The sequence below is a fragment of the Microbulbifer salipaludis genome (assembly GCF_017303155.1).
GTDB classification, from domain to species: Bacteria; Pseudomonadota; Gammaproteobacteria; order Pseudomonadales; family Cellvibrionaceae; genus Microbulbifer; species Microbulbifer salipaludis.
Map to the genome: position 1 here is coordinate 1,618,994 of NZ_JAEKJR010000002.1, position 17,793 is coordinate 1,636,786.

The 17,793-nt window shown below is 56.9% G+C and carries 13 protein-coding genes, 3 tRNA genes and 1 pseudogene; 11 read left to right on the top strand and 6 right to left on the bottom strand.

Annotated features, from left to right (window positions below):
• Positions 1–3 precede the first annotated feature (3 nt).
• On the top strand, positions 4–1,599 hold the full coding sequence (locus JF535_RS12465; protein WP_207002569.1) for an aldehyde dehydrogenase (NADP(+)): 1,596 nt from the start codon (positions 4–6) through the stop codon (positions 1,597–1,599).
• Positions 1,600–1,668: 69 nt separating this feature from the next.
• Positions 1,669–2,640: a proline racemase family protein gene (locus JF535_RS12470; protein WP_207002580.1), complete on the top strand. Its 972-nt coding sequence runs from the start codon at positions 1,669–1,671 to the stop codon at positions 2,638–2,640.
• Between the two features lie 55 nt (positions 2,641–2,695).
• On the opposite strand, the gene JF535_RS12475 is transcribed toward JF535_RS12470, so the two are convergent.
• Positions 2,696–3,568, bottom strand: a complete 873-nt coding sequence (locus tag JF535_RS12475) for a GntR family transcriptional regulator (RefSeq protein WP_207002582.1) — start codon at positions 3,566–3,568, stop codon at positions 2,696–2,698.
• A gap of 103 nt (positions 3,569–3,671) precedes the next feature.
• Here JF535_RS12475 and JF535_RS12480 point away from each other — a divergent pair, with 103 nt between their 5' ends.
• Both JF535_RS12480 and JF535_RS12485 read left to right on the top strand, forming a co-directional pair.
• A complete protein-coding gene (locus tag JF535_RS12480) occupies positions 3,672–4,520 on the top strand; it encodes an acyl-CoA thioesterase (RefSeq protein WP_207002584.1) in 849 nt (282 codons plus the stop codon).
• A 155-nt stretch (positions 4,521–4,675) separates the two neighbouring features.
• Positions 4,676–4,752: transfer RNA gene (locus tag JF535_RS12485), tRNA-Pro, on the top strand.
• A 72-nt stretch (positions 4,753–4,824) separates the two neighbouring features.
• On the opposite strand, the gene JF535_RS12490 is transcribed toward JF535_RS12485, so the two are convergent.
• Positions 4,825–6,399 carry a DUF1254 domain-containing protein gene (locus JF535_RS12490; protein WP_207002586.1) on the bottom strand — a complete coding sequence of 525 codons (1,575 nt, stop codon included), beginning with the start codon at positions 6,397–6,399 and terminating at the stop codon, positions 4,825–4,827.
• 39 nt (positions 6,400–6,438) lie between these two features.
• Positions 6,439–7,809 carry a DUF1254 domain-containing protein gene (locus JF535_RS12495; protein WP_207002588.1) on the bottom strand — a complete coding sequence of 457 codons (1,371 nt, stop codon included), beginning with the start codon at positions 7,807–7,809 and terminating at the stop codon, positions 6,439–6,441.
• Between the two features lie 179 nt (positions 7,810–7,988).
• Here JF535_RS12495 and JF535_RS12500 point away from each other — a divergent pair, with 179 nt between their 5' ends.
• The 6 genes and pseudogenes from JF535_RS12500 (at position 7,989) to JF535_RS12520 (ending at position 12,566) form a co-directional block, all read left to right on the top strand.
• Positions 7,989–8,918, top strand: coding sequence for an HAD family hydrolase (locus tag JF535_RS12500; RefSeq protein ID WP_207002590.1), 930 nt, complete (start codon positions 7,989–7,991; stop codon positions 8,916–8,918).
• A gap of 38 nt (positions 8,919–8,956) precedes the next feature.
• Positions 8,957–9,194, top strand: a pseudogene (locus JF535_RS16775) (IS3 family transposase); the annotation flags it as partial.
• Positions 9,195–9,507: 313 nt separating this feature from the next.
• Positions 9,508–10,485, top strand: a complete 978-nt coding sequence (gene lhpI / locus JF535_RS12505; RefSeq protein ID WP_207002592.1) for a bifunctional Delta(1)-pyrroline-2-carboxylate/Delta(1)-piperideine-2-carboxylate reductase — start codon at positions 9,508–9,510, stop codon at positions 10,483–10,485.
• A gap of 125 nt (positions 10,486–10,610) precedes the next feature.
• The gene (locus JF535_RS12510) at positions 10,611–11,879 is read left to right on the top strand and encodes a hypothetical protein (protein ID WP_207002594.1); all 1,269 of its coding nucleotides are present in this window, start codon (positions 10,611–10,613) and stop codon (positions 11,877–11,879) included.
• A 454-nt stretch (positions 11,880–12,333) separates the two neighbouring features.
• Positions 12,334–12,407, top strand: a tRNA-Cys gene (locus tag JF535_RS12515).
• Between the two features lie 72 nt (positions 12,408–12,479).
• A tRNA-Leu gene (locus tag JF535_RS12520) sits at positions 12,480–12,566 on the top strand.
• 148 nt (positions 12,567–12,714) lie between these two features.
• Here the strand turns inward: JF535_RS12520 and JF535_RS16780 are convergent.
• Positions 12,715–13,311, bottom strand: coding sequence for an HNH endonuclease family protein (locus JF535_RS16780; protein WP_340674176.1), 597 nt, complete (start codon positions 13,309–13,311; stop codon positions 12,715–12,717).
• Between the two features lie 433 nt (positions 13,312–13,744).
• On the opposite strand from JF535_RS16780, the gene JF535_RS12530 reads away from it, so the two are divergent.
• Positions 13,745–15,073, top strand: a complete 1,329-nt coding sequence (locus tag JF535_RS12530; protein WP_207002596.1) for a S8 family peptidase — start codon at positions 13,745–13,747, stop codon at positions 15,071–15,073.
• A gap of 125 nt (positions 15,074–15,198) precedes the next feature.
• Here the strand turns inward: JF535_RS12530 and pgsA are convergent, their stop codons facing one another.
• Positions 15,199–15,771: a CDP-diacylglycerol--glycerol-3-phosphate 3-phosphatidyltransferase gene (pgsA, locus tag JF535_RS12535; RefSeq protein WP_207002598.1), complete on the bottom strand. Its 573-nt coding sequence runs from the start codon at positions 15,769–15,771 to the stop codon at positions 15,199–15,201.
• Between the two features lie 98 nt (positions 15,772–15,869).
• Entirely contained in the window at positions 15,870–17,684 is a 1,815-nt protein-coding gene (gene uvrC, locus JF535_RS12540) for an excinuclease ABC subunit UvrC (RefSeq protein WP_207002601.1), read from the bottom strand.
• Positions 17,685–17,793: the final 109 nt, after the last annotated feature.

The window sequence follows — 17,793 nt, forward strand, 5'->3', positions numbered from 1 at the left end:
ACCATGAGTGGAGAATTCGCCATGTACACAGCTCCCGTACTGATCGCGGGCGAGTGGCGACAAGCGGCCGAATCCGGCCGCTTTCAGCCCACCAACCCAACCACTGCCACCGGGATTGATCGTTGGTACCCGACTTCCAGCTGGCGCGATTGCGAAGCCGCACTGGAGGCGGCCGCCACCGCAGCCGACGCATTACGGCTCGCCCCAGCTGAGGCCCGGGCACGCTTCCTGGAACTATTTGCGGATGCGATCGAAGCGTCTGCCGAAGAAATATGCAGCCTTGCCCATGAGGAAACCGGGCTTCCCCTCAGCCCGCGCCTGTTGGACGTTGAGCTCCCGCGTACCACCGGCCAGCTCCGCGCCGCGGCAACAGCGGCCCGAACGTTCAGCTGGGCCCGCGCCACCATCGACACCGCCAACAATATTCGCAGCATGCACGCGCCGATTGGACCGGTTTTGATCTTTGGTCCAAACAATTTCCCACTGGCTTTCAATGGCGTTGCCGGAGGCGATTTTGCCGCTGCCATCGCTGCGGGCAACCCGGTCATCGCCAAAGCACATTCTGCCCACCCAGGGACCTGCCAGCAGCTGGCGGCATTGGCTGCGGAGGCACTAGCCGATGCCGGGCTCCCCGCCGCGACCCTGCAAATGATCTATGCAACCAGCCGTGAAGATGGCTATCGCATGGTGAGTGACCAGCGCCTCGGCGCAGCGACCTTTACCGGCTCCCGCACCGCAGGTCTCGCCCTGAAGCAAGCGGCCGACGAAGCCGGAATTCCGTTCTATGCAGAACTTTCCAGTATCAATCCGGTGGTGCTTCTACCCGGGGCATTGCGCGAACGCGGTAGTGAACTCGCCGAAGAGTTTGCCGGAAGCTGCCTGATGGGGAGCGGCCAGTTCTGCACCAACCCGGGCCTGGTGATTGTGCCCGCCAGTACCGAGGGCGAGCTGTTTATCGAGCGCACCGGGGAGCTATTTGATAGCGCAGTACCTGGCACGCTGCTGAGCGCAGGCACCCTGCAGGGATTGCAGCAAGCGGTCGCCCAGCTGGAAGACGCCGGTGCTACGCGGGTCACGCACAATATCGAATGTGATGACAACCGCCTCTGCCTTCCCAACACACTACTGCATGTCTCCGGTGATACATTCCTGCAGCATCCCGCCGCCTTCCAGACAGAGGCATTCGGTAACGCAGCGCTGGTCGTATCCAGCCAAAGCACGGAACAAACCGCCGAAATTCTCGCGCAACTCGAAGGCAACCTGACCGGCTGTATCTATTCCTCATTGGCCGATGACGACGATGAAGACTATGCCCGTCTTGCACCGGTGCTGCGTGCAAAGGTGGGCCGGCTGCTGAACGACAAAATGCCGACCGGGGTGGCCGTATCACCGGCAATGAACCACGGCGGCCCATTCCCGGCTTCGGGCCACCCGGGGTTCACCGCCGTAGGTGTGCCGGCATCCATGATCCGCTTCAGCAAACTCGACTGCTACGACAACGTCCGCCCACAGCGGCTGCCCCCGTTATTGAGTGACGCCAACCCACTGGGTGCCTGGCGGTGTGTCGACGGGAACTGGACCCGGGAACCGATCTGTTGATGTGAACGCGCACCCTTCGCACACGGACAACATTGCCCGTAAACTATAAAAAGAATCTGGAGAATAACTGTGCACGGCGATAATAACGATCAACAGATACAGGTCGTAGACTCCCACACTGGCGGTGAACCCACCCGGGTCATCGTCCGTGGTGGCCCCGACCTCGGCTCGGGCAGCATGGCCGAGCGGGTCAAGGTCTTTCGCGAGAAGTTCGACTATCTGCGTGCCGCGCTGATCCGCGAACCCCGCGGTTCCGACGTGATGGTCGGCGCGCTCCTGTGCGCCCCACAAAACCCTGACAACGCCGCCGGGGTGATCTTTTTCAATAACGTGGGCTACCTCGGCATGTGTGGTCACGGCACCATCGGCCTCGCCGCCACCCTGGCGCGTATGGGCAAGATCGCACCGGGCGAGCACCGCCTGGAGTCGCCGGTGGGAGACGTCAGCTTTGTGTTGCACAACAACCACCGGGTGAGCGTGGAGAACGTACCCAGCTATCGTTATCGTAAGAGCGTGCCGGTCTATGTCGACGGAATTGGCGGCTTCAGCGGTGACATCGCCTGGGGGGGCAACTGGTTCTTCCTGATCTCCAATCACGGCCAGCATATCAGCCCGGACAACACTGACCATCTGACCGAGTTTTGCTGGCAGGTCCGCCAGGCACTACGCGAGCAGGGTATTACCGGGGCCAATGGTGAAGAAATCGATCATATCGAGCTCTTCGCGAAGCCCTCAAACCCGGAGACCGCCGATAGCAGGAACTTTGTGCTGTGCCCGGGAAAAGCGTACGACCGATCCCCCTGCGGCACCGGCACCAGCGCAAAGCTGGCCTGCTTATACGACGATGGCGTGATCAAGCCAGGCCAGACCTGGCGGCAGGAAAGTATTATCGGAAGTATTTTCGAGGGCAGCGTTCAGCCCGCGACAGACACGAAAGCCGGACTGAACGCCGTGATACCTACCATCACCGGCAGTGCCTATATCAGTGCCGAATCCACGATTATCTTCGACCCTGAAGACCCCTTTGCACACGGCTTCTGAAAAAAACTTGTGATAAAAAAGGCTTGCCGGGATGGCAAGCCTTTTTAGCAATCGGTTACGCGTATTTTTTCTCATTCAGGTATTCGATCATGCGCGATACGGCCTCTCGCTGATCCCGGATATGATGACTGAGCGCCTTGCGCGCACCCTTCCAGTCTTTCGCCAGAAGGCACTCCACAATTTCGCAGTGCTCTTTTGCCATTTCACGCTTCACACGTTCATCAATCACCGCGTAATTGAACAGAGCATTGTAAAACGGACTGTAGCGTTTAAAGAATTCGGAAATGTACCGATTGCCGCAGCGCTCGATCCAGTAATCGTGCAAATCGAAGTCGAGTTCTGATTTGGCGTCACCGCGCCCCGGCTTGTTTGCCTTGAGCAGCTTTTGCAACTCGTCATCGGTGAAGTGTCCCCGCGCGAGATCCAGTGCCTTCAGCTCGAGCATTTCCCGAATATCCAGGTAATCGTGCATATCCTGCTCACTGAACGGGTGTACGCGCCAGCCGCAGCGGGGAACATGCTCGATCAGTCCCGCTCCCGCCAGACGAGAAAAAATCTGGCGTACAACGGTGCGCCCGGCGCCATACTGCTCAGCGGTCGCGTGTTCACGAAGGTATTCGGTATCTTGCTGCAAACTCCGCACGATGACATCCTGGCGGATGGTTTCGTACAGTTTTCTCTCGGTGGCATCTTCCTTGGGTGGCTCAAGCTTCATGCCCTTGAGTACTTCCGGCTGCGCCTCCAGCCGCCCGTTGTCTTTGCGGCGGATGACACCTTCGTCCACCAACTCGTCGACCGCGTGGCGAACCGGCGTCAAGCTGACCTTATAGTGCTCAGACATAGCACCCAGTGTGAGCTTGTACGGTAGACGACCCTCCGCCTGGAGAACGGCTTTTACATCGGATTTGATAAATTCAGTAATGGTCATTTAGCCAGCGCTTGCTATTATTTTGTGCCCACCTGGCAGCCTTGGGCCCCCAGGTAATACAGGTATCACGTAAAAATTTTACATAAGATAGGCAGTATCGCCCATGTTGGAAAAGTTGAGCAAGCTTCTCGATGTCGAAGAGTTGGATACCCATCTGTTCCGTAGCCAGGCTCATGTCGAGAACTATCGCAAAGTCCTCTTTGGTGGGCAGGTACTCGGCCAGGCACTCATGGCCGCAGCGCGCACGGTCGAGGATCGGCTCCCCCACTCCCTGCACGCCTACTTCCTGCGCCCCGGCAGCAGCGAGAAACCGGTGATCTATGATGTAGACCCCATCCGCGACGGAGGCAGCTTCACCACTCGGCGCGTAGTGGCCAAACAGAATGGCAAGGCAATATTCAACATGTCTGCGTCGTTTCAGATCGACGAGCCCGGCTTTGATCATCAGGCCGACATGCCGACCGAGGGTGTCGTCGAGCCGGAAAACCTGAAGAACACCCAGCAACTGGCGGAAGAAGCCGGCATGGAAGGCGCGGCACAAAACCAGCGGCGCTATATGATCGATTTTCGCCCAATTGACCCCATGAGTTATTTTGATAGCGCGGTCCGTGAACCCCGCTGCATGTTCTGGTTCAAGGTTGAAGGCAAGCTCTCTGACAATCCGATCGAGCACCGCAGCGCCCTGTGCTACGCATCCGATATGGCACTGCTTGGCACCGCCCTGCAACCGCACCCCATCAGCCTGTTCGACCCACACCTGATGCCTGCCAGCCTAGATCACGCCATGTGGTTCCACCGCCCATTTCGGGCCGATGACTGGCTGCTTTACGTGACCGATAGTCCATCGGCCAGCGGCGCGCGGGGCTACTGCCGCGGGCAGATTTTCTCCCGCGATGGCCGGCTGGTCGCCTCAACCACCCAGGAAGGCCTGATCCGCCAGATCAATGGCTAAACCGGCACCCGGTTGCACCTCTAGTGCAAAGTGCTAAATTTAATGAAATCAGTGGTTTACAGAGGCGGTGCGGCTGCTATAATGCCGCCCGCTTCAGCACGAAGCACCGAGCAAAATGCCTTGTGGCAATCACAGGATTCACACGCTCAAACAGTCGGTGAGTAGCGCAGCCTGGTAGCGCACTTCGTTCGGGACGAAGGGGTCGGAGGTTCGAATCCTCTCTCACCGACCATATTCCAAAGCCCCTGAATTTTCAGGGGCTTTTCGTTTCTTCCTCCATCTTCCACACGCGACCTCTTCTGGTTTACCAGCTAGCCTTGTCTATATCAGGCAGAAGCCAAGACTTGTCGAAATATGCTTCCGTAGGCGAGTAGAAGCGGAAATAGGTAAACCAGGCCCGCCCAGGCACAGTGGGAATCCAGTTCTTCTCTTTCCCCGGCGGCGAGGTCGGCCCGAAGTAGATATCAATTGAACCATCATCATTTTTGATCAGGTCCATGCGCGAGGACTTGTCCGCGAGTCTCTGCTTGTTGTCGATCGGAGCACGGGTGGACACATCGTAAACGGTGGTTGACCAGAACTCCGCAGCAGGGGCATTTGGGGGGATATGCAATCTGTACTGATTGGCACCATCCAGCCAGTCGTTATCACTATCTTTGTAGGCAGCCAGGTAAATCTGATCTTTACCAGGTGTTTTCGACTGCATCGCCGGGTCATTGGTGACTGCCTCGTAAAACCACGCGGCGCGGCCATCTAGGGAATCGTAGTGTTCCCAGCGCTGATCGGGCGGAGAAACAGTGGCAATTTCCCAGTGGCTGCCCTTTTTGTAAATGGACTGCTCCAGACGGGGATTTTCAAAGTCATTAGCCTTGGCCATCGCCTCCCCAACCAGCGCCGCCTCGGTCAGTATTTCCTTCTGGCGGGCATCAGGCTTGAACGGTTTGCCCTTCTCAATGCCCAGCGGCTTTAACATGGCGTGGAAAAAGCGGTCGCGCTCATCCACGGGTTCACGATTGAGGATATCTGCCAACCGTTCAAAGTAGGTAATACCACGCGGCTGCCAGCCCGCCCATCGTGTGTCGCCCGCTTCAATCACCGTGGTATCCGCTGCCGAGCCCTCATTTGCCAACGGGTAGATCTCAATTTTTGACAGGGCATCCCGACGCTCTTCCTCATCCTTGCTCATCAGCCGAATGCCAAAGAAGACGCTGTTGGTGGGTGACTCGAACACCTTATAGTCAGCGGGCACGTCGGGCTTCTCAGTGCCGGGAGCATAAAAGACGTACTTACCGGGCTCTGTCATCGGTGCGATCGCGATTTGCCACATACTGTGCACAGCGCCGCGTACCTTCGCCTCCGGCATTTCCACCACGATAGGGCCAGTTTCGTTCAGCCGGATAAAGCTGAGCGCATAGGGCGTCGTCGTGTTGGCGGTCAACAAGCCCAGCTTGGAGACGTAGTCGGGATAGTGGACGATGTCCCCAGACTTGGCTTTGAACACATTTTCGTGCTCATGTTGCCACTGGGCGAAGGAGACAATCGGTATCGCCCAGATGTAGGCCTGGGTGGCACGCTGAAAGTCCATCTCGTCGAAAAGTTTTTCCTTGGTCTCATCCGTGGGGTAACCGTTGGCAAAATCGTGCGTGAACGAGAGCTTGCCGATGCGGGTTTCGATGGTCACACCACCTTCCGGGGCCTCCCCTTCACCCGTCGTGGCGCCCTGCGAACCGGCACCAACACTTTCACCGCCGCTGCCGGCCGCTTGCCCTGTATCAGTGGCCGCCACCTGTTGCTCTGCCCGCTCCTCCTTACCACCGCCACAACCGGCGGCGAGCAGGAGAGCCAGGATTACTACTGTCCAGTTGCTGTAGCGCATCATCGCTATACCTCATTGAAACTTTTGCAATCATTTCCTGCGCTATTTGAGCGGCTGCGGCATATAGTCGGGCTGCTTGTAGGTGCCGTCGATGATCGCCTTGCTCGGCCCGTAGGTCCGCAGCACCAGCCAGAAAGGACCGTCTGGGGCAGGAAGCCAGTTACTCTCTTTGTCCTTGCCCGGTGATTTGTGGGAGAAATACAGCGTCAGAGAGCCGTCAGGGTTACGTTTCAGGCCCTTGGTGCTGGAACCGATGGAATAGCGGTCGATGGGGTTTTCCACCAAATAGCGCTCCGGCAGGCGGTACATGGTGTAGGACCAGAAGTAGTCAACCGGGGGCTCCTCCCCCTTGGGGAAAGTCACCGTGTAGCTGGCCTTGCTGCCATCGGTTTCCTTACCGTTTACGTCATTCGGGTTGGTCAGATAGATCGACTGCTGCGGTACGTTGCCGAAGATACCGAGGTATACGCCCTGGGCACGGCTCGCGTAATCGGTGCCGATCCGTTCGCGGGGACCAAAGAAGTCCGCCGGATCGTATTTGCCTCGCCCGACGCGATCGAGATGCTCGCGGGCGTCCTTCGCACCTGCGCGCAGGGCCTTCTGGATCTCGGCGGGCAGCTCACTGAACTTCCACCCACCCTTGGGATCGAGGCCAAGCTTTTCCAGCTTGGCATACATGGCGCTATCGGCGTCATTACGTGAGGATAAGGGCAACATGAAGCTGACGTAATCCCAGTATTTGTCTGTGGTCTCCGCACCCTCTTCCCAGTTTGGCCAGTCGATCTTCGGTGCGGCTGCCGGCGCCTTGGTGCCTAGGTAAGCACTCAGCGGCTCCAGCTTGTACCCTTGCTGGATTTCCTTGACCCGCGGCAAGTCATCCTTACCGCCGATCAGTTGCGTGCGCGTCAGTGAGCCGAGGAAGTCACTCTCGCCGCGAATAATGCGGTCGATGCCCTTGGGTTTCTCACCCTGCCAGTCTGGTGCCGCCAGCAATACCTTGATGCCGTCGTTGCCGTCGTTAACTGATCCGGGGTTATCCAGTACGTAGCCCCACAGGTCGTCCCACTGGCTGGTATAGAAGCGCTCTTTCTCGATCTTTGGCAATGTCAGCACCCACGGCTCTGCGCGCAGGTCTACCCACGCATACGAATACGGGGTGTCGTTGTTGGGCGTGACAATATCGGTATCCTCCGGACCGGAAACACCGAGGTGCACCCACTTGCCGAAGTCCCGGTCCCCCTCAATTGCCTGCCTGTACATGGTGCGGTAGTTCATGACCAGCGGGTAAGTGAAAAAGTAAGCTTCCTTCGCCATCTCCCGTGCGGCCTTTGTATCCGGCTGAGACTGGGCCAGAGCGTAAACCGCCAGCCCGGCGAGCAGCACGCTGGCCGTTGCAGTGCGAAACCACTTCATTGATCATCTCCTAGCTTTGCTATGTGGGACCGGAAGGTCATCAAGGTGCACCCACCCGATCTGCAACCAATTCATCAGAATAAGAGTAGCTGAAGGAAAATATGTGTGATTAATTGAACTGCCAGCCACGAAGTCACCACGATCTACACTTGTTTTGCTACAGGCTTTTTCGAAGGGCAATGAAGATGAAGTGGAGAATGGCGTTGGCGTTGGCACTGGCAATATGCATGCCTGCGCTTTATCAGGGTGCGAGTGCGGAGGAAGCCCATGCTGATCAGGTGATCTCGCACATCCTGGGGGCTAAGAGTGCCATAATCGACAATGCGGAGGGGGCCGCGTCCGACCAATTCGTCTTTCTGGCTTTCTGGGATTTTGACGACACGATCCTGAAGGGGGATTGCGCAGGTGGCCTGCGTATCGACGACAAGACGGTTTACAGAGGTTTGACTGAGCTGGCCATCGAGTCCGGTTACTCACAGATTTACGACCGCGATGAAGGCCTTGCTCGCTTCTGGAAAGATTATGTCGTTTTAGAAGAAAACATCGGACCGTGGATTTCCTATCCCTTCCTGCCTCAGATGCTGCGTGGCAGCAAAGCGAAGGACGTTTCATCACTGGCACGCAACCACTTTGAAGATGTCTTGCAAAACTACTTCTTCAAGTCCTCGATCAAAATACTGAATGCCCTTGAGAAGAACGGCATCCAGAACCATGTAATTTCCGCCAGCCCCGATATTTTCGTCGATGCCGCGGCTTCACCCCTTGGCTTGCCGAAAGAGCGGTTCAACGGGGTTGAGGTAAAGATAGAAGATGGCCGCCTGACGGAAGAAATCGTCTACCCCGTTACCTGGGCTAAGGGCAAGGTCGAGAAGCTGACCTCCATCGTTGCGGCGATCAAACGGCAACACCCCGGCAAACAGGTGATCGTACTCGCTGCTTTTGGAAACAGCTATGGCAGTGATGGTCCCTTCATGAAATACGTAGTCACAAGAAGATTGCCTGCAGGGAAGCCTATCGGGGTGATGATCAACGGTGGTGCCCCCCTGGAGTCCTACCAAAATATTTTTCTCAAAGTGGAACAATCTGAAGTTCTGTCTTCCGGGCAGTAAAGCTCGGAATTCTGCATGAAATAACCTCCAGACTGCTAAGCCGGAGCACAAGCCTGGCATTTCGTCAGCTACTGTGGCGCTGCAGAATGACGCAGAGCCTGTGCCTTCGCGGAAACCGCTGGGACAAGGCACCGACAGAGCGCATCTTCCTGAGCCTCAAAACAGAGTGGGTTCCGGAAACCGGCTACAAGACCTTCCTAGCGGCTAAACAGCGAATCACGAGTTGATATCATTGGCAACAACAGCCAGATACGACCTCATCAGAAAAATGGTGGATGCCGCTGAATGGGCATAGGAAGAATACCGGAATGCTCAGAATTTGTTGGCCATAAAGAGTTGACCACTACAGTACGTGCTATCGACGCCCATCTGCAGCAGCCTCTTATAACAACCGCCCACTCATAATTTGACATTGCACGCAAAACGAATAGTATTCCCTTTTTTGCGACAGATAACCTGCCGTGGAACTTTAAACTCCGAATGCAACCAGCTACCCGCGTTTTGATAAAGGCTCCTCTTAACCGAGCTCCCACTGCGCTTCCGCCACTCTCCATAAACCAACAGATACCTGGCTCCGAACATAAGCACAATGAAATTTATTACCGCCGAGACTATCCGTAGCACCATTGAGTATCCGCAGTTAATCACCGCCCTGCGTGATGCTTTTCGCAGTCAATCCGTCGAGGTACCCCAGCGGCACCACCATCATTACCGGTATTCCGCTGCACATGACAACGAGAACACACTACTGCTCATGCCCGCGTGGCAGGCGAATGGGTTCCTGGGTGTCAAAACGGTGGTGGTTGCGCCCGATAACCGGGAGCAGCCATCTATTCAAGGGCAGTACGCATTGTTTGACGCTGCCACCGGTACGCCTCGGGCGATTATGGACGCAGCAAGTATTACCGCCATGCGCACTGCGGCCGCGTCGGCGCTGGCTGCGGACTACCTTGCACCGACGGATGCGAGCGTGCTCTTGATGGTGGGCACAGGAACACTCGCGCCCGAGCTGATTCGGGCTCACGCCAGTGTTCGTCCCATAAAGGAGGTACTGGTGTGGGGGCGCTCCGCCGCCAAGGCGCAGCGGGTTGTGGATTCCGTCTCGGAGCTGCCCTGTGTGGCCAAAGTGTGCGAAGACATCGAGCAAGGTATGGCACAGGCAGACATCGTGAGCTGCGCAACGCTGAGCAAGACGCCGCTCATTCAGGGGAGTTGGCTGCGACCAAACCAGCACATTGACCTGGTCGGCGCCTACCGGCCGGATATGCGGGAAGCCGATGACGACCTGATCCGGCAGGTAGCGCTATATGTCGATGTAATGCCACATGCGCTGGCGGAAACCGGCGATCTTTGCATCCCTCTGAGCAATGGTGTGATCAGCGAATCTTCCGTGCTCGGGCACCTGCCCTCCCTGTGTCAATCTCCCGCGCCGATTGCCCGCCAAGGTGTTACCTGCTTCAAGTCTGTGGGACACGCACTGGAGGACCTGGTGGCGGCGACACTGGTTCATGCCGTGGAGCGGGCGCGGGAAGACTGTTCGCTGGCACCCTTGCTGAATAATTTGTGACGGGCGAACAACTTGGCGCAGATCGGGGTCGCACCCCGGCCACTTGAGCGGTAATCTCTGGCACTGATACCACGATACGTTGTCATATCAACACTGCATGACACCAAATCAGAGCCAGAAGTTTTATGCTGCATATTTTGAAGGCTTGGCCCCTCTGTAAGCTTGCCATCCTTGGTTTATTTTTAGCGTCGTTCAATAGTTGGTCGCCGTCTGTCTACGCGGCCAAAAACGAGAGTCTCTACGAGATCGACTACCGGGTTCAGCTTGACCCGGCCGACGATTTCGCCCGAGTGGCCATTGTCCTGTCTGGAAGCACCCTCCCCAGCCAGTTGACACTACACGTCAATCCCGCGCGGCATCTGGATATCACTGGCGAACATCTTGCTCTGGAAGGCAACCGCGCCGTCTGGCAACCAAAGCCCGGGCGCGCACAAATCACGTATCGCTTTAAAATTGATGAAAAGCGGTCGTCCGGAAGGTACGACTCGCTGATGACGGAACGTTGGGCAATTCTGCGCACCGACAAGCTGATCCCCCCAATCTCCACACGAGCCCCCAAATCCCTCCGATCCCGGGCGACCCTGCAGGTCAATACACCGGAAAACTGGAACACCCTCGCCCCGTATGCAAAAGATGAGCACGGGGTTTTCCAGCTCAACGATCCGGGCCGACGCTTTGTTCGGCCCAAAGGCTGGATGATTTCCGGGCGTATCGGCAGTCGCCAGGATGTTATCGACGGTACGGATACGGTGGTAGCAGCCCCTTTGGGTAAAGGCGTGCGCCGGCAGGACACCCTCGCGTTTCTGGGGTGGACGCTGCCCGAGCTGAAAAAAGTGTTTCCAGAATTTCCAGAAAAACTACTGATCGTGATGGCAGGCGATCCTATGTGGCGCGGTGGACTTTCCGGTACCCGCTCCCTGTTCATGCACGCCGACCGGCCTCTTATTTCCGGTAACAGGACCAGCAGCATGTTGCACGAACTGGTGCACGTTGGAACGGGCATTCGCGGTGATAAGGAAAGTGACTGGATCGTAGAGGGGATCGCGGAATACTACTCTTTGAAAATCCTGCGACGCACCGGTGGGATTAGTGAGCGCCGTTTCCAGGGTGCGCTGGAAGGTCTGGCGAAGTGGGGAGAGGAATCACCCAACCTGCTCGTGAGACGGTCTTCCGGGCCGGTCACGGCACGTGCGACGGTGGTTCTGCATCAAGTCGATGAGCAGATTCAGGTATTGAGCAACGGAAAACGCAGCCTCGATGATGTGGTAACCGCACTGGCAAAAGAGCGCGGCGAGGTAACACTGAAGAAGTTTCGCGCACTGGCCGAAGAGGCCGCCGGTGCACCCTTGCCGCAGCTGGAAAGAACATTTCTTACAGGCAAAAAAAAGCCCTGACGACGGGGGGGGGGGAGAGCGTCAGGGCCAAGACCATTAGGAGTGAAACTTGGAGGATTTCATCCTTACAACACACTGGGCGTCCGTATGGAGGAAGACGCCCGGCCGGCACTACTAAACACGACTTGGGGGGAGATGTGTGCTAGCCAGCTACTTTCAGTATTAGCCACACTCGGAGGATTGCCAGTGGAAGCCGAAAAAACTTTAGAACGATTGGCAATAGAAACGTCCGCTGCAATACCCCAAGGTATTAGCCGGCGCGGAAAGTCTCCCCTTGCTCAAAATAGCAGCAACAACCCAATCAACAAGAATGCCTCTTGACTAATCTCCGGCAAACCCTAGAATAGCGCCCTCTTACATGCCTGACGGCGCGTAAGTATCAGAAAATGCTAGGATTTTTTCAGCTTATCCGCTAGAATCCGCGGCGTTTTCACCGCTATCACAGCGGCACCTTGGCTAGGTGGCAGAGTGGTCATGCAGCGGACTGCAACTCCGTGTACGCCGGTTCGATTCCGACCCTAGCCTCCATTTTCCCTCCCAGTCTCAATAGCAGGCTGGCTCAGTCGACGGATCACACTGAAACCGTCGACCGCCCTATCCGCCCGGATGGTGGAATTGGTAGACACAGGAGACTTAAAATCTCCCGTCCTTTGGGACGTGCCGGTTCAAGTCCGGCTCTGGGCACCACCTTCCGGTTTATTCCACGCTTGTCAGCGACATCAATCATCGGCGCATCGGCTTTGCGGTACCAGTTGGTACAGCGGGACTTGCCTCTTACCCCCTACCCGATCGCGCAACATTTTTGCGAGGCGCCCAACACCCTGCCCGACCGAGTTCAACCCCGATGCGGACTTTCCAGCATCGCCAGAAAAATCCGGGACTCTGCCGGCGTCGCCTGTAGCCCATATTTTTCAGCCACCGCTATAAACCGTCGCAAGTAATATTGCTGCACCGGACCATACGGGGGCATCCATTCATCCGGGCCTCGGTGGCCTTTGCTTTGATTGCGCCCATCATCCACCAGCCATAGATTATCCGGGTCTTCCGCAAATGCCCGCTTCTTCGCTCGCGACCAGTGCGCGCCACCACGCTCGTGGGCCCATTTCAGTGGCACGATATGCTCGACATCAAGATCCGATGCCAACTCGTAGAAGTTCCCCGTATATGGATCCATCCACAATCCACTCGCCACTTTGCAACTACGGTGGTCGGTGTAAGTGACCGGCGCCAGTGAGTAACGGATCAACAGCTCGTGGCGTGTATCCTGACAATCACGGTCGGTATCCGACCAACGTGGCAGCCACTCGCTGCGGCGATATTTATCGCCCTCACTCGCGAGCGCACTTTCGATTGACGCCGCCAGGACCAGTACAGAAAGAAGAAGGAAAACAGGCGCGGAAACAAAATGCAGGGAAGGTTTTAGACGCGGCACGACAGCTCCATTGGCGCGATAAATCTCAAGTGGGACTATCGTACCGGAACCGGCTGGACGTGCAAATCCTCAGTTTGTCGAAATCATGAGAAGCACAGCAGTCACTGGCAAAGAAAAAAACCGTCACTGTCGAGACCAGCAACTCACGATGCCCGCTGCACTGAAATATTGTTCTCCACAGCGATGAGGTGAGCGCCAAGTGTGCACAGATTTCAGCAAAATCGCCTGTATACAGAGGATACGTTGCTTTTGTCGGTAGCCCCTTTACTCCCCTGCCGTGTCGGCGTTTATATTGTCCCTTCGCCAGGATTGGCGAACACAATAACCGGCAACCGGTCGCGCTTCCCTTCGGGGATTTTTTACGCGGTTGAGTTGCTTTCGCTTCCCAGATTTAGCCGTAGGGAAATAGGCATTTAGACCAAGGGGGCAATTCATGCTTCTCAGTTGTATTCGTAACTTCTTCGCTGTCATTACCGTTGCATTCTGCTTTTCTGCCGGGGCCGTCGCCGAGTCCTGGGTGCTGGTGGTACACGGCAACAAAATTCACCAGAAAACGCTGGACGATATTGCCGCTGCGGGCGGAAAGATTACCCGCACAGTGCCTGAGATCGGCGTATTGTTGGTAGAGGGTGACAGCAGCTTCGGCGAGACCGTCAACACTCTTTCCGGTGTTAAACACGCGGGCGTCAACGCATCCTTCCAGTTCTACGAGCCGATTGTCGCTGAGGGCATGTCTCTCGACGACGCCGCGAACCCACCGCTCAGTGGCAATGATGATTTCTTCTTCGACCTTCAGTGGGGGCATGTCGCCGTGAATGCGGTGGAATCCTGGAACGCTGGAAACACAGGCAAAGGCGTACGGGTAGCCATTATCGATGGCGGCTATGATCTGGATCACCCGGACCTGGCCCCCAATATCGACTACAACGCCAGCATGGATTTCACCGGTGAAGGGCTGGCCTACACCCTGCCCGACACCTTCAGCCACGGCTCCCATGTAGCGGGCACCGTTGCCGCTGCCGACAACGGCCTTGGCACTATCGGCGTGGCGCCCGACGCGACGCTGATCCTGCTTAAAGCCCTGGGTGATGCGGGCTCTGGCTCGTTTGGCGCTGTGGCTGCAGCGATTGTGCATGCGGCTAACCAGGACGCCGATGTCATCAACATGAGCCTGGGTGCTGCGTTCCCCGCGAGCGAGCCCGGTGCAGCGGCACTGCGCACCATGATGTCCCGGGCCACCAACTACGCCTATCAGGCCGGGGTAACCATCATCACTTCCGCGGGCAACGATTCAACCGATGGTGACAAAGACGGTAACAACCTGACTCTGCCGGCCGACTCACCCCATGCCATTTCCATTTCCGCCACTGGTCCGCAGGGCTGGGCTGCGGGGAACGGCAACCTCGACAATCTGGCGATTTACTCCAACTATGGTCAGTCCCTGATTGACTTCGCGGCGCCGGGTGGCGACTACACCTATTACCTGAGCAACAACGACCTGTGCACCGTTGGCCCCATCACCAATCTCTGCGGTGTGTTTGACTTTGTGTTCAGTACCGGTAACGGTGGCTGGTACTGGTCGGTTGGCACCAGCATGGCATCGCCGCATGCGGCGGGTGTTGCGGCGCTGATCATCGGTGCGAACGGCGGCGACATGCATCCCGCCCAGGTGGAGGCGGCCCTCGCCCAAACGTCACTGGATCTGGGCAAGCCCGGCAATGACGATGTGTATGGTGCAGGCCTGGTTCAGTCTCCCAAATAACGAGAGAATCGATAAACGCCTTGCATCAGAAATAGCAAAGCCCCCTGACGGGGGCTTTTTTGTGGGCTGGCGATTAGATAACGACCTACCAGCGCGAGCCCGGAAATCTGAGGCTCGGTTACCAGTCAGTCTTTCGGGGCATCGCCTGGATCAGCGGTAAGCGCCGGCCAGGCGGCGCGGATGTACAGCACCATGGTCCAGAGCGTCAGCGCAGCGGCGATGTACAGCAACACATAACCGATGGTTTCCATGATCGGGAACTCCCGAACATCAAACGCCAGAAGTACGATGATTGCCGCCATCTGGGCGGTTGTCTTGATCTTACCGACAAACGAGACCGCAACACTATTGCGCTGCCCCAGCTCAGCCATCCACTCGCGCAGCGCCGAGACCGCTATCTCGCGACCGATAATCACTGCCGCCGCAATGGTGAACAGGCGATGGTCGTGCAAATGAACCAGTAACACCAGTGCCGTCGCCACCATTAATTTGTCAGCGACAGGATCAAGGAATGCCCCGAAAGGCGTACTTTGGTTCAACTTGCGAGCAATGTACCCATCCAGCCAGTCTGTCGCCGCGGCTACGGAGAAGATCAGCGCAGAGGCAATATAGCTCCACTTGTACGGCAGATAAAATACCAGCACGAAAACCGGAATCAGCGCTACGCGCAGCAAGGTCAATTGATTGGCTAGGTTCATGCTGGTCCTTCTACTGTCGCGGAACACACATCGTCGGCAGTGCGTAACTTAGCAACCTGAGATAAAAAAATAAACGTCGGTAAGGTATTTCCACTGCTCTATTCGTTATGCAGGGTCGAGTATATATCCTGAGCAAGTTTGCGGCTCACCCCCTCAACACTGGAGAGCTCATTCACGGAAGCGCGCATAATCTCTTGCAGCCCCCCAAAATGGCGCAGTAGCGCCCGCCGCCGCGCTGGACCGACACCCGGTATGCCTTCCAGCGGAGATTCGCGACGCTTTTTGTCTCGGCGCTGCCGGTGCCCGGTGATCGCAAACCGGTGAGCTTCATCCCGCACCTGCTGAATCAGGTGCAAAGCGGGAGAATCGGCCCCCAGTACCAGCTCACGGCCTTCGGCGACCACATGCAGGGTCTCAAAGCCGGCTTTACGGGTGGTCCCCTTGGACACACCGATAATCTGCACACCCGTGACACCAAGCTCGTTCAGGGCATCCACTGCCTGGGTCACCTGCCCTTTACCCCCGTCGATAAGCAGGATATTCGGAAAGCGCCCCTCACCATTCGACAAGCGGGTATAGCGGCGCTTCAGAGCCTGCCCCATTGCCGCATAATCATCGCCGGCGGTAATACCCTCGATATTGAAACGGCGATAATCCGACTTCACCGGGCCACCGGTGTCAAACACCACGCAGGATGCCACCGTCGCTTCACCACTGGAGTGACTGATATCGAAGCATTCCAGGCGCTCCGGCAAACCATCGAGCCGCAGTACTTCCTGCAGATTTTCAAATCGGTCCTGGAGCTTTTGCTGAGACGCGGTGCGACTCTGCAGGTTCTGGCTGGCCGCCTGCTGCGCCATCTCCACCCAAGTGGCGCGATTGCCCCGCAGGCGATGCACGACCTGGATGTCTTTCCCGGCCTGCTCGGTCAGAGCCAGCTGCAAGGCTTCTGCGTCATCCAATGGCTCCGACACCAGAATCTGGCGCGGAAGCTCCCTGCTAGTGCCCAGATAGAATTGGGGAATGAAGGCCGATAGCAGAGCGGCATCATCCAAGCCGAGCTTCTCACTCGGGTAGTAACTTCGGCTGCCCAGTATTCTCCCCTGACGCACAAACAGCACATGCACACAGCAGATCCCGCCGGAGGTCGCGACCCCAAGCACATCCACATCCGCGCCGCCGCTCTCGGCAACCTGGTCGGACTGCAACCGTCGCAGCGCAACGATCTGGTCACGCAGCCGCGCCGCCTTCTCAAATGCCAGCTCCATGGACGCCTTATCCATCTCATCGGCCAACTCGCGGATAATGCTGTCACTTTTACCGGCAAGAAACATCTGCGCGTGGCGCACATCCGCCTGATAGTCTTCAGGATCAATAAAGTCCACACAGGGCGCGGTGCAACGCTCGATCTGATATTGCAGGCAGGGTCTGGAACGGTTGGCAAAAACGCTGTCTTCGCAGGTACGAATACGAAAGGTTTTCTGCAGAAAATTGAGACTGTCTCTCACCGAGGATGCGTTGGGAAACGGACCAAAATAATCGCCCTTCTTGCGTTTGGCGCCGCGATGAAAGGCAATACGCGGAAATGTATCTTTACTGGACAGGAATATATAAGGGTAGCCCTTGTCATCTTTCAACATGACATTGTAGGGCGGGCGCTGGGATTTTATCAGGCTCTGCTCAAGTACCAGCGCCTCTGTTTCACTGCGCGTTACAGTAACCTCAATGTCCGCAATCTTTTCCACCAGTGCCATGGTTTTTGCGGTCAGGCCGCTGGCCCGGAAATAACTGCCGAGACGATTGCGCAGGTTTTTGGCCTTGCCCACGTACAGCACCTTGCCCTGATCGTCAAACATCTGATACACGCCAGGTTTGCGGGTAACGGTTGTGAGAAAGCGTTTGCTGTCGAACATTCGGTGTACTTGTGCCAAAACAAAACAGGGGCCATTCAGGCCCCTGTTAGAAAAAACGGTCGTGTAGTCTGGGTTAGGGGCGATTATGCCACGATTGCCACTTGCCCAA

Excerpts from the sequence above, each read along its gene's own strand:
- JF535_RS12465 (WP_207002569.1), top strand. The coding sequence starts at position 4 with ATGAGTGGAGAATTCGCCATGTACACAGCTCCCGTACTGATCGCGGGC.
- JF535_RS12475 (WP_207002582.1), bottom strand. The coding sequence starts at position 3,568 with ATGACCATTACTGAATTTATCAAATCCGATGTAAAAGCCGTTCTCCAG.
- JF535_RS12480 (WP_207002584.1), top strand. The coding sequence starts at position 3,672 with ATGTTGGAAAAGTTGAGCAAGCTTCTCGATGTCGAAGAGTTGGATACC.
- JF535_RS12490 (WP_207002586.1), bottom strand. The coding sequence starts at position 6,399 with ATGATGCGCTACAGCAACTGGACAGTAGTAATCCTGGCTCTCCTGCTC.
- JF535_RS12495 (WP_207002588.1), bottom strand. The coding sequence starts at position 7,809 with ATGAAGTGGTTTCGCACTGCAACGGCCAGCGTGCTGCTCGCCGGGCTG.
- JF535_RS12500 (WP_207002590.1), top strand. The coding sequence starts at position 7,989 with ATGAAGATGAAGTGGAGAATGGCGTTGGCGTTGGCACTGGCAATATGC.
- lhpI (WP_207002592.1), top strand. The coding sequence starts at position 9,508 with ATGAAATTTATTACCGCCGAGACTATCCGTAGCACCATTGAGTATCCG.
- JF535_RS12510 (WP_207002594.1), top strand. The coding sequence starts at position 10,611 with ATGCTGCATATTTTGAAGGCTTGGCCCCTCTGTAAGCTTGCCATCCTT.
- JF535_RS12530 (WP_207002596.1), top strand. The coding sequence starts at position 13,745 with ATGCTTCTCAGTTGTATTCGTAACTTCTTCGCTGTCATTACCGTTGCA.
- pgsA (WP_207002598.1), bottom strand. The coding sequence starts at position 15,771 with ATGAACCTAGCCAATCAATTGACCTTGCTGCGCGTAGCGCTGATTCCG.
- uvrC (WP_207002601.1), bottom strand. The coding sequence starts at position 17,684 with ATGTTCGACAGCAAACGCTTTCTCACAACCGTTACCCGCAAACCTGGC.